This window comes from Phormidium pseudopriestleyi FRX01 (assembly GCF_017313335.1).
GTDB lineage: Bacteria > Cyanobacteriota > Cyanobacteriia > Cyanobacteriales > Laspinemataceae > Laspinema > Laspinema pseudopriestleyi.
Window position 1 is genome coordinate 1 of sequence record NZ_JAFLQW010000212.1, and the last position, 10,097, is coordinate 10,097.

Annotated in this window: 10 protein-coding genes and 1 pseudogene; 6 read left to right on the forward strand and 5 right to left on the reverse strand. The window is 48.6% G+C overall.

Annotated features, from left to right (window positions below):
- The 3 genes from J0895_RS07625 to J0895_RS07635 all read right to left on the reverse strand — a co-directional run.
- A partial coding sequence (locus J0895_RS07625; RefSeq protein WP_207087508.1) for an alpha/beta fold hydrolase occupies positions 1-826 on the reverse strand: 826 nt, incomplete at its 3' end.
- Positions 827-1,036: 210 nt separating this feature from the next.
- Positions 1,037-1,762 (reverse strand): hypothetical protein, encoded by a 726-nt coding sequence (locus J0895_RS07630; protein WP_207087509.1) that lies wholly within the window; start codon positions 1,760-1,762, stop codon positions 1,037-1,039.
- A 511-nt stretch (positions 1,763-2,273) separates the two neighbouring features.
- Positions 2,274-2,411 (reverse strand): hypothetical protein, encoded by a 138-nt coding sequence (locus J0895_RS07635; RefSeq protein WP_207087510.1) that lies wholly within the window; start codon positions 2,409-2,411, stop codon positions 2,274-2,276.
- Positions 2,412-2,487: 76 nt separating this feature from the next.
- Between J0895_RS07635 and J0895_RS07640 the strand changes: the two genes are divergently transcribed.
- The 4 genes and pseudogenes from J0895_RS07640 (at position 2,488) to J0895_RS07655 (ending at position 6,302) form a co-directional block, all read left to right on the forward strand.
- Positions 2,488-3,018 carry a GNAT family N-acetyltransferase gene (locus J0895_RS07640; protein ID WP_207087511.1) on the forward strand — a complete coding sequence of 177 codons (531 nt, stop codon included), beginning with the start codon at positions 2,488-2,490 and terminating at the stop codon, positions 3,016-3,018.
- Between the two features lie 269 nt (positions 3,019-3,287).
- Positions 3,288-4,346, forward strand: a complete 1,059-nt coding sequence (argC, locus tag J0895_RS07645; RefSeq protein ID WP_207087512.1) for an N-acetyl-gamma-glutamyl-phosphate reductase — start codon at positions 3,288-3,290, stop codon at positions 4,344-4,346.
- 627 nt (positions 4,347-4,973) lie between these two features.
- Positions 4,974-6,102, forward strand: a pseudogene (locus tag J0895_RS07650) (RNA-guided endonuclease InsQ/TnpB family protein).
- A 26-nt stretch (positions 6,103-6,128) separates the two neighbouring features.
- Entirely contained in the window at positions 6,129-6,302 is a 174-nt protein-coding gene (locus J0895_RS07655; RefSeq protein WP_207087513.1) for a hypothetical protein, read from the forward strand.
- 451 nt (positions 6,303-6,753) lie between these two features.
- On the opposite strand, the gene eno is transcribed toward J0895_RS07655, so the two are convergent.
- Positions 6,754-8,052, reverse strand: coding sequence for a phosphopyruvate hydratase (gene eno, locus J0895_RS07660; RefSeq protein WP_207087514.1), 1,299 nt, complete (start codon positions 8,050-8,052; stop codon positions 6,754-6,756).
- Positions 8,053-8,339: 287 nt separating this feature from the next.
- On the opposite strand from eno, the gene gloA reads away from it, so the two are divergent.
- Positions 8,340-8,729: a lactoylglutathione lyase gene (gene gloA, locus J0895_RS07665; protein ID WP_207087515.1), complete on the forward strand. Its 390-nt coding sequence runs from the start codon at positions 8,340-8,342 to the stop codon at positions 8,727-8,729.
- A gap of 167 nt (positions 8,730-8,896) precedes the next feature.
- On the opposite strand, the gene J0895_RS07670 is transcribed toward gloA, so the two are convergent.
- A complete protein-coding gene (locus J0895_RS07670; RefSeq protein WP_207087516.1) occupies positions 8,897-9,073 on the reverse strand; it encodes a hypothetical protein in 177 nt (58 codons plus the stop codon).
- A gap of 377 nt (positions 9,074-9,450) precedes the next feature.
- Here J0895_RS07670 and J0895_RS07675 point away from each other — a divergent pair.
- A partial coding sequence (locus tag J0895_RS07675) for a Clp protease N-terminal domain-containing protein (protein WP_277989800.1) occupies positions 9,451-10,097 on the forward strand: 647 nt, incomplete at its 3' end.

Sequence of the window (10,097 nt, forward strand, 5' to 3'; positions counted from 1 at the left end):
CAGTCGCCACCACATCCGGTTGCTCCACCATCGATAAATGGCCGCATTCAGGAATTTCAATCACATTCATCCCTCCATGTTCAAAGAGGGCATGAAAACTGGCCAAATGCCGAACATACTTCGGTTCCATCACCTTATCCTTCGTGCCGGTGATGAAATAAACCGGTTGGGTGAGTTGGGAAACCAGTTGAGGAAGCCGGTGAACCTCCTCTTCCGTCGTGGAATCGAGCAAAGCCCCGATCGCCGCCTCCGGGTGAGCTATAACAAAATCTAGCAGCCGTTGCCTTGCCCAATGGCGTGGGAGGGGATGGGCGACACTATCGCGAGTAAATAACCAATCAATGCCCGGGAGATGGCATAGCCAACGGGGGCGCATTTTTACAAAAACCTGTCCGGCAGCCCTGAAACGTTCAAATTCTTCTTTCAGATAGATGCCTCCCCCCGAATTGACACAGAGTGCCCCTTTGACCTTAGAGGGGAGTTTATAAGCGCCCCACAGGGCGATACTGCCTCCGAGGGAGTGACCAATCAGCCATGTAGTGGAGATATTGAGTTTGTCGAGCAAGACTTCCAAATCTCGGGCATAGGCGCTGGGAGTGTAGCCTGCATGGGATTGGGCTGTTGGGTGGGGATAGGGTTGAGAGTCTCCAAATCCGCGCAAGTCATAACAGAGGCACTGATAATCGACCGACAGGCGATCGATTAGGGGTTGCCAATAGCGGCGGCTGAGGAGCCAACCGTGGATAAAAACCAGAACATGGGGAGAGGGGCGAGGGTCTGTGAGTTCATAAGCGTGAGGAACCCCCAGGATGTCAATCGTTTCCATGTTGTTATCAAGAGCGAAGAAATCGTCTGAATACAATCACTTAGGCGATCGCACAGGAGGGAGAAGCCAGCGATCGACACAGCCGGTCCAAGGGGACCACCAGAGTAGCGGGAGGACAATAGAGCCTCCTTCTTGTCAAAAATCGAACCCTTGGGTTTTCAGGCACAAGGTTTGGATGGACTTAGGGATAGCTAGGGCCAAAATGCCGTTTCAAAAGCGCCTCCCGAGCAATCGCTGCCGCACGCCTTCAGCAATCTTTTGTCCGAGGTATTCGGGAATCAGACTTTCATTGGGTCCGAGTAAATAAAGAATCAGGCGGGTTCGTCCCCGCCAAACCAGTAAATTCGCATTGACGACCAGTAAATCCTCTTGCCAGATGGCGTACATCACTTTATAGAACAATCCAGGCTGGTTATCGGCTTCAATCAGAAGGGCGGGAAGATGGAAAACCGGATCGACATAAAACTCGGTTTCCACATCCTCTAAACCGGCATCCAGATTAAATTCGACCGCCAGCATTTCTTCCACTTCAAAGTGACCCGCCAGGGCTTCACGAACAGCCCGACAGACATTTTCTCCAGTCTTGTCTGTGAGTGCTTTACCCCCCCGAGACACCACCAATTTGATAAAGACCAACATCGGTGGATAAATTTGGCCGTAAAGGCTCAGACTGTGGATCGTGAGTCCGTAGGCAGCCAGAACCCCAAAAATGTCACTCAGCAAAAAAGATTGATTGCGGTAGGCAAAATGCAGAGCACTTTTGGTCCCTTCGGGTCGGAGTTCAATGACTGCTTGTTTAGTTCGGTAAAGCTGGTAGGCGAGCTTGAGATTTTGGAGCTGAATTTCACTGCTGACAAATTGTTCATAGAACTGCGGAAACGCTCGGTTAAAGCGTTTGAGCAGGTCCATCGTAGATGATTTTAAACCCGGTGCCATATTGGGTGTGGGAGAACTCGCTAGCTCCTGTCAAAAACACAAAGGTAGACAGCAGCCCGGGGTCCTTTACGATAGAACAATGATTGGATGGCGAAAAATAGGATAGTTTCGTCATGTTTAACCCTGGCTGGAACTGTCATACCCTGGGATCCGAGCCAATGCACGACTCGCAACGATCTGCTCTTTTTGCATCTCCCCAACCCAAAGAGGGCCTTTTGACAAGTTCAAGCCGAGGCTAATCTCGGGGGATGGGTTAAGCCTCGGCTAATCTGGACAAAGGGGGCGTACCCGGTCTCGTCAGCTCCCGATCGCAATTGGGGGCCTAGCTCAAGACAGGGTTGCATCAACTGGGCTGAGGTAGATTGCTATATTAATCCTATGCCATCATGGGGGACACTCTGACGATCGCCACGGGGGATTGCGATTCTCTCGGGCTTTTGGCTGAAACTTTAGGCCATCCATCCCTCGGACTAAACGGGATTTCAGTCTAGCCATTTTCCTTGTGGAAGGGTTAGCATCTTCCTGGCGATCGGCGTAAGTCGCGACTTGCCACTGTACAATCATAGACGGGTACGCCATGCCGTTGCACCGTCAAGCAGCAGTTTACCGTTTGTTCAACCTCGCGATCGCCCCAAAAGGGTCGATGCATCTGTTGGCACCCCCTGCTTATCCTCGGTGGGGGATAGCGTTTGTCCACCCCGTTCTCCTACCTTAACCAAACCTTCATGGGTTTTTGGAAAAATTTATTTAGCGGTTCTGATACGTCTTCTGCGCCGATCGGGGCGCAAATCGATGGATATCAATCTGCCGGGAGTAGCGATCGCCCCGGCATCAATCCTCGTGTCTATTTCAGTACAGATCGAGATATCGACCTTTATGAACTAGAAGAACTCTGTGATGCAGTCGGCTGGTCTCGTCGCCCCCTGCGTAAGGTTAAAAAAGCAATTCAGTACAGTTTTCTCGTGGTTTCTATGTGGGAAATGCGCGGGAAAACCCGTCGCTTGATCGGCTTTTCCCGCGCCACCTCAGACCATGCTTTTAATGCCACCATCTGGGATGTCGTGGTTCATCCCGAATACCAAGGCAAAGGGTTCGGCAAGTCCCTGATGAATTACACCATCAAGCGTCTGCGAAGTGAAGATATTAGCAATATCACCCTGTTTGCCGACCCCCATGTGGTCGAGTTCTACCGAACCTTGGGATTTATGTCCGATCCCGAAGGCATTAAAGGAATGTTTTGGTATCCCAATCGTTAGAAAGTCCCACCTAGGCTGCCCGTAGAGTATTTGATCAGTAGGTAAACGCCGTAGATTTTTCAAATGGTAATTTTTGCCGATTCACCTGGGAAATATCCAGGATGACACAGGGTTTTACCTTCTTTTGAGTCAGGGCAGCAGTCATCCTCACTGGAAAGTGGAAAAGCTGTAGGGATTTGTACGATCGCTTTTACCGTTTGGTACTAGAATGCAACAGCTAGAGCGATCAAGACCGCTCAAGATCTCTATATTTGGAGTGGAGTAAGGTGATGGGTGAATTAGAAACTATGGGAGTTGGCATTGTTGGGGCATCAGGATATGGTGGCGTTCAACTCGTTCGGCTGATTAGAGATCATCCCCAACTAGATTTAGTGTACTTAGGTGGCGATAGCAGTGCGGGTAAACCGTTCTCGGATCTGTATCCTCATTTTTCCCTGGCTACTGACCTGCTGATTGAGTCAGTGGATATTGACACGATCGCCGATCGCTGTCAAGTGGTTTTTCTCTCCTTACCCAATGGGTTAGCCTACCAAATGGCCCCCCGGTTACTGGAAAAAGGCTGCAAGGTTCTGGATCTCTCTGCCGACTATCGATTTAGTAATTTAGAAACCTATAAAAATTGGTACGGTGGCGATCGCGGTGATGCCGAAACCGCTGCGGTGGCTGTCTATGGCTTGCCGGAATTATATCGCGATCGCATCAAGGATGCCCAACTCATCGGCTGTCCCGGTTGCTATCCCACCGCCAGCATTCTCGCCTTGGCCCCCCTACTCAAACAAGGCATGATTGTCCCCAATAGCGCCATCATTGACGCTAAATCGGGCATTTCCGGTGGCGGACGCCAAGCGAAAACCAATCTTCTCCTCGCCGAAGCAGATAACTCCGTCTGTGCATACGGGGTAGCGCGTCATCGCCACACCCCAGAAATCGAGTCCATTGGTAGCGATCTCGCCGGACAAGATATCCTTGTCCAGTTCACCCCCCACCTGATACCGATGGTTCGGGGAATTCTCTCTACCGTCTACGCCACCTTACGGGATCCCGGTCTAGTCCGGGAAGATTTGGTCACCATTTACACCGCCTTTTATCGCAATAGTCCTTGGGTGCGGGTCCTCCCTGCGGGAGTTTATCCTCAAACCAAGTGGGCGATGAACAGTAATATGTGTTACCTCGGGGTAGAAATTGACCAACGGACCGATCGCGCGATCGTGATTTCCGCCATTGATAACCTCCTCAAAGGTCAAGCAGGTCAAGCTATCCAATGTTTGAATATTATGATGGGTTGGGATGAAACCCTCGGATTGCCCGAACTCGGTTTCTATCCCTAAAAATTAAGGCAAAAGGGCTAATGGGACTCTTTCCCGGTTAGCCCTTTTCCCTCCAATTCGGGCTGATCGTTCTAGATATCCAATGGCATCGCTGGTGTTGGAAAACTCCCGTCCCACGAAAGAACTCAGGGTCATGGCGAGGATGCCACTCCCGTCTAACTTCTCCTGAATGCGACACAGGCGACTACATTAATTAAATTTTCGGAAGTTTCAACCTCAAGAATGCAGCCAGTCATGGTATAATTCCCTGTAGATTATTGTTTGGAATTACCGGGTTGTCAGGCCGTTTTTTTTTAGTTTCCTCAAACCATAAATCTATATTACAGGCCATTTAATAGATTCTCAAGAGGGGGCAAACTCCCGATTTCATCCCCGAGGGCAACGAGTAGCCATGAACGAGAAAAAAGAATTGCATCCCAATTCTCTAAAAATTTTGACCTACCACGAGGGTCGTCCGCAAAAATGGGGAGCAAAAATTTAATCTGAGACTTGCCGGACATCTAAGGAAAATAAGGTATAATATACCCAAAAAGTCGCAACTAAATAATTGATATACGGTCAAAACCTGGACAAGCTGTCTGGCTCCTCATTGATGTGCGTAAGCCAGAGTTATGGGAAAATGGAACAATGATTTACAAAGCTTTGCGCACCAAACTAAAACTCAATGACCATCAAGCCACCTTGATGGCTAAACACGCGGGCTATGCTAGATTTGTTTTTAATTGGGGATTACGCTTATGGATCTCAGCTGCTCACGAGGGACTAAAACCTAACGTCAATTCTATCAAAAAGGTTTTTACTAATCATGTAAAACCTGAATATCCTTGGATGTCTGAATTATCCTCTAGAGTTTATCAATATGCCTTGATTAATTTAGGAGATGCGTTCAAACGCTTCTTTAAAGGCATCAGCAAGTATCCTAAGTTTAAGAAGAAAGGCTACCACGATAGTTTTACTCTTGACAACTGTGGAAAACCAATCAGGCTGTCAGGAACTCGCCATAAGCATCCCTTTGTTGGCTGGGTTTCTACATTTGAAGCCATACCAGAAAGTCGGGTTAAGAAAGTCACGATAACGCGCCAAGCTGGTGACTGGTATATCAGCTTTTTTGTGGAAATTTCCCAAGAAATTACACCTAAATGTCGAGAGAGAATCGGGGTTGACCTAGGAATTAACACTTTGGCGACTTGCTCCGATGGGACAAAGTTCTCTAATCCCAAGGCCTATAAATCAGCCGCCCAAAAACTAGCTCGATTACAACGCCATTTAAGTCGCCAAACCAAAGGCTCGAAAAATTGGCATAAATGTCTTTTAAAAGTTCAAAGGCTACATCAACAAGTAGCAAATATTCGGCTGGATACAATTCATAAACTGACTACTTTTTTGGCTAAGAACCACAGCCAAGTAGTCATTGAAGATTTGAATGTGTCTGGAATGTTGAAAAAATCATCGGTTGGCCGGTTCTATTGCTGATGCCTCATTTTATGAGTTCCGTCGGCAACTGGATTACAAGACAGAACGATATGGGTCAAAATTGATAATGGCCGACAGATTTTATCCATCCAGTCAACTGTGTTCTAATTGCGACGCTCGACAAAAAATGCCGTTAAATCAACGGACTTTTCAGTGTCAGAACTGTGGTCTGACAATTGATAGAGATTTGAATGCTAGTATAATTTTAGAAAAATCGCCGGGCTTCGACGATTACACTTGTGGACGGGGTGCTGCCGACAGTCCCGGACGAAGCAAGAAATAAACATCAATATCCGGCCATGTCCGGGTTTGTCTAAGTTTTATAAAGCAGAAAAAAAGAAAACCCGGAAGCTCACCGTTACAGAAACGGGTTGGGAAGGTGTGGTGGCGATCGCCCAGGAGCAAGGTCATAGCGTCAGCGAACTTTTAGAAATGCTAGGCCTCGCTCAACTGTCTTTGCAAGTTAAAGATATCCAGCAATAAAAGGTTGTTTCCCAACAATAAAAATAGACGGGAGTGACAAACCTAGGGCTGTTTCATTCTAAAATTTTTCTGACCCCGTAAGCTTTACAGCCCAAGGGTTTTCGGCCTTATTTCCTAAGTTGAAACTAAGAACAAGAAACCACCCCGTCCCTTCGGGACACCCCTCCAAGGGAGGGGAATCAGCCTGGATCCCACCGCCAGATAAAGCGATTGAACAATCCAAAAATTAATTGGGCCAGGAGAATGAAACAGCCCTATGACAAACCCCCGCCTGATGACTTAATTAAAAACAATAGACTTCTTGCAGAATTGTCTTAAGATTCTCTTAAGCCCCCCTTTTTAAGGGGGGTTGGGGGGATCTCTACAGTATTTGCAAGAGGTCTAATCAAAGCGATCGCAACACTGCCAACAAACCCTTGGATTAACACCCAGGGGTTTGTTGTTTTAAGAATTACTTAGAACCCTTTGGTCCTAATCCTACAGTCCCGGCATAAACCGCGCGATCGCCCAACTCATCCTCAATCCGTAACAACCGATTGTACTTCGCCACCCGTTCGCTACGACACAGAGAACCCGTCTTAATTTGACCCGCCCTTGTTGCCACCGCTAAATCAGCGATCGTCGTATCTTCCGTTTCCCCGGAACGGTGGGAAATCATCGACCGGAAACCATTGCGAGTTGCCATATCAATCGTTTCCAAAGTCTCCGTCAACGTGCCAATTTGATTGAGCTTAATCAAAATAGCATTTCCGGCACCCATCTCGATTCCTCGTTTCAGACGAGTGTGATTCGTCACAAACAAATCATCCCCGACTAATTGGACGCGATCGCCCAATTTATCGGTCAACAACTTCCAGTTTTCCCAATCATCCTCATGCAATCCATCCTCAATAGAAACAATCGGATATTCATCGACTAACTTCGCCAAATAATCGATTAACTCGCTAGGTTCATGAGCCTTTCCCTCATAAACATACTTGCCATCCTTGTAAAACTCACTGGCAGCCACATCCATAGCCAGAGAAACCTCTTCCCCGGGTTTGTATCCAGCCTTTTTAATCGCCAACATCAAGATTTCCAACGCCGCTTGATTCGACTCCAAATTCGGCGCAAAACCGCCTTCATCACCAACCCCAGTCAGCAATCCCTTCTCATCCAAAACACTGCTGAGAGAGGCAAACACCTCCGCACCCCAGCGCAGGGCCTCCTTAAACGAAGAGGCCCCGGACGGCACAATCATAAACTCCTGAAAATCCACATTATTCGCCGCGTGAGCACCGCCATTAATCACATTCATCAAAGGCACCGGCAACAAATTTGCCAGAGGACCGCCCAGATAGCGATAAAGGGGAATCTGGAGGGCATTTGCTCCCGCCTTAGCCGTTGCTAAGGAAACGCCCAGAATGGCATTCGCGCCCAAATTTGACTTATTGGGGGAACCATCTAAACGAATCATGGCATAGTCGATCGCCCCTTGATCCAGGGCATCCATTTCCACCAAACTGGGAGCGATTTTATTTTCGACATTCTCAACCGCTTTTGTCACCCCTTTGCCACCGTAGCGCTTCTTGTCTCCATCCCGGAGTTCATGGGCCTCAAAACTGCCCGTCGAGGCTCCACTTGGGACCTGGGCTAAACCCATTGCACCATTGGCTAAATAGACTTCCGCTTCCACCGTGGGACGTCCCCGAGAGTCGAGGATTTCTCTGGCGCGAATCACTTCAATTGCTGTGCTGTCAATTCCGTTCATTCTTCAGTTTCCCCTGAAATTTCAGATATCCTTGGGCTGAACCTCGGTGAGTTTTTCAGTTCTCACCGTCAAACCCGAAAAAGCAAATTATTGCCTCAAAGTTTTACCATACAGCCAACTTCGGGATTGAGGCACAGATTTAATAAAGTTTCCCGATCGCGATCCAAGGCAGTCTTCCCACCCGATATGAGTGAGCAAACCCTTACCCCTAGAGAGTGCCAACCCGTTTCAAAGCTGAACTCAACCGCCCCTTACAATAAGAGAAAGTCAGGAAACTTGGAGAAAGCATGAGAATTTTACACACGATGTTGCGAGTCGGCAACTTGGAAAAATCCCTGGATTTTTACTGCAACGTTTTGAACATGAAGCTATTGCGGCAAAAAGACTATCCCGGGGGAAAGTTCACCTTGGCATTTGTGGGATATCGCGACGAATCCGAAGAATCGGCGATCGAACTGACCTACAACTGGGATACGGACCACTATGATATTGGGACAGGGTATGGTCATATTGCTCTAGGCGTCGATGACATTTACGCCACCTGCGATCGCATTAAAGCCCAAGGAGGCAAAGTCACCCGTGAACCGGGCCCCATGAAACACGGTTCCACAGTGATCGCCTTCGTAGAAGACCCCAATGGCTATAAAATCGAACTAATTCAAAGCAAAACTGCCTAATCCACACCTTCAGTTTCTAAGTTCCACGTCACAACTTCAGTCGTTTTCTTCCCGTTTGTCGTAACGACTGAAGTGGGTGTATCCCAGTTTGGACAGTCTGCCCTCATCCCCCCGCCTTACAAGAGTAGGTTTTTACTTCCGGTCCCCTCCCCTTGGCAAGGGGAGGGTTAGGGTGGGGTCATAATGTGACGTGCGATCGCACTTGCGCGTGGAATCGATGGGTGGAGTGTCTTTCTGACGTGCGATCGCACGTCAGAAAGAGGTTGGCACCCGCCTCCATACAGGCGCGATCGCTTCCTTTGAGTGCGTAACTCAGGCGATCGCCACGTTATGAGGAACCCCACCCTAACCCTCCCCTTGCCAAGGGGAGGGGACCGGAAGTAAAAAACCTACTCTTGTAAGATCCCCCCCCGCCCCTTCTCCCAAAAAGGGCGGCTTTCATTGGGATGCTCCCACTTCAGTCGTTATTACAAACGGGGGAAACGACTTGAGCATATTCTGCGAGGCCAGCTTAAATGTAGCGGGAATGGGGAAATCCTGGGTAAGGACAGCAGGGAGACCCCGCCAAGAATCTTCCCCTTGAGGCATTCTTCCTTCCCGGGAACGGTGACCCGAGGGAAAAACTCCGATAAGATACCATAGCTATAGAGTCCGGATGCGACTTGCAGCCGGTTAAATCTTAAATCAAAGACTACCTTTGGAGGCAAACAGCACTTATAAAATGCAGCCTACTGACGCCAGCAAATTTACAGACCGCGCTTGGGAAGGGATTGTCAAGTCCCAAGATGTCGCCCGTCGCTACCAACATCAGCAATTAGAAGTCGAACATTTAGCGATCGCCCTTTTAGAACAACCCGAAGGACTCGCCCAGCGGATCCTCACCAAAGCCGGAATTCTGCCAGAGAAACTCGTACAACAAATTAGTACCTTTGCCTCGCGCCAAGCCAAAGTCGGCAATACCAGCCAACTTTACCTCGGGCGCAGTTTAGATCTGTTATTAGATAAGGCCGAAACTGCAAGGCAAAATCTCGATGACCAATTTATATCCATCGAGCATATTTTACTGGCCTTTGCGGAAGACGATCGCCTAGGCCGTCGCGCCCTGAAAGCCTCTACAGTTGACGCCCGCACTCCATTTGAGCAACAACAACTGGATTTGGCGATTAAAGAAATCCGGGGGAGTGCGAAAGTCAAGGACCAAAGTCCGGAAACGGAATATGAAGCCTTAGAACGCTATGGAAGGGACCTTACCGAACAGGCCAAACAAGGCAAACTCGACCCGGTAATTGGACGAGATGAAGAAATTCGGCGGGTGATTCAGGTGCTCTCGCGACGGACGAAGAATAATCCGGTGTTAATTGGGGAACC

Excerpts from the sequence above, each read along its gene's own strand:
- J0895_RS07640 (WP_207087511.1), top strand. The coding sequence starts at position 2,488 with ATGGGTTTTTGGAAAAATTTATTTAGCGGTTCTGATACGTCTTCTGCG.
- J0895_RS07635 (WP_207087510.1), bottom strand. The coding sequence starts at position 2,411 with ATGCATCGACCCTTTTGGGGCGATCGCGAGGTTGAACAAACGGTAAAC.
- argC (WP_207087512.1), top strand. The coding sequence starts at position 3,288 with ATGGGTGAATTAGAAACTATGGGAGTTGGCATTGTTGGGGCATCAGGA.
- J0895_RS07630 (WP_207087509.1), bottom strand. The coding sequence starts at position 1,762 with ATGGCACCGGGTTTAAAATCATCTACGATGGACCTGCTCAAACGCTTT.
- gloA (WP_207087515.1), top strand. The coding sequence starts at position 8,340 with ATGAGAATTTTACACACGATGTTGCGAGTCGGCAACTTGGAAAAATCC.
- eno (WP_207087514.1), bottom strand. The coding sequence starts at position 8,052 with ATGAACGGAATTGACAGCACAGCAATTGAAGTGATTCGCGCCAGAGAA.